We start from the raw sequence: 503 nt of genomic DNA on the forward strand, positions 1-503 counted from the left end.
TCGATCTGCGCGCCGCCCATCTGGGCCTGCAAGCCTTGCTCACCCTGCTGCAACGCCGCGACGAGCCGCTGCTGTTCAGCAGCGAGGAAGCGCAGGCCTTGCTGGAGCCGGTGCAGCAGCGCTTGAAACAGGGCCTGAGCCAGGTCAATCGATTGTTCTGACGGTTTGGATGGAGGGCACTGCCATGATGAAGCTATTGAAGCAGCACAACGACGCGCTCAAGCGCGCCGCGCGCTTGATCATCGCCTACGAGGCGCGCATCGGAGCGATTGCCTTGGTGGATGATCACCCGGCGTATCCGGCCAACACCGCGGCGATCAATCAGGAGATCAAGCAGGCGCTGGCGGAGTTTCGCCGTTGGCAGCAACGGCATGGCGATCAGGAATGCGCCCACGCCGCCATCCTGGCGATGTGGGCGTCCGGCGCGTGGCGCAACCGGGATACTTGCGCGCGGCTGTGCTACCGGCAGGCGGGGTTCAGCAATATGGCGCTGGCGCGCCAGG

At 65.2% G+C, this 503-nt stretch carries 2 protein-coding genes; both read left to right on the forward strand.

The genetic code is table 11. The annotated features are described in order from the left end of the window. Positions 1–20: 20 nt before the first annotated feature. On the forward strand, positions 21–161 hold the full coding sequence (locus VI26_RS25355) for a hypothetical protein (protein ID WP_369799224.1): 141 nt from the start codon (positions 21–23) through the stop codon (positions 159–161). A 23-nt stretch (positions 162–184) separates the two neighbouring features. Beyond that, on the forward strand, positions 185–503 hold a 319-nt coding region (locus VI26_RS22930; protein WP_048412068.1), incomplete at its 3' end, for a hypothetical protein.

Origin of the sequence: Chromobacterium sp. LK1 (genome assembly GCF_001043555.1) — a bacterium.
Lineage (GTDB): Bacteria > Pseudomonadota > Gammaproteobacteria > Burkholderiales > Chromobacteriaceae > Chromobacterium > Chromobacterium aquaticum.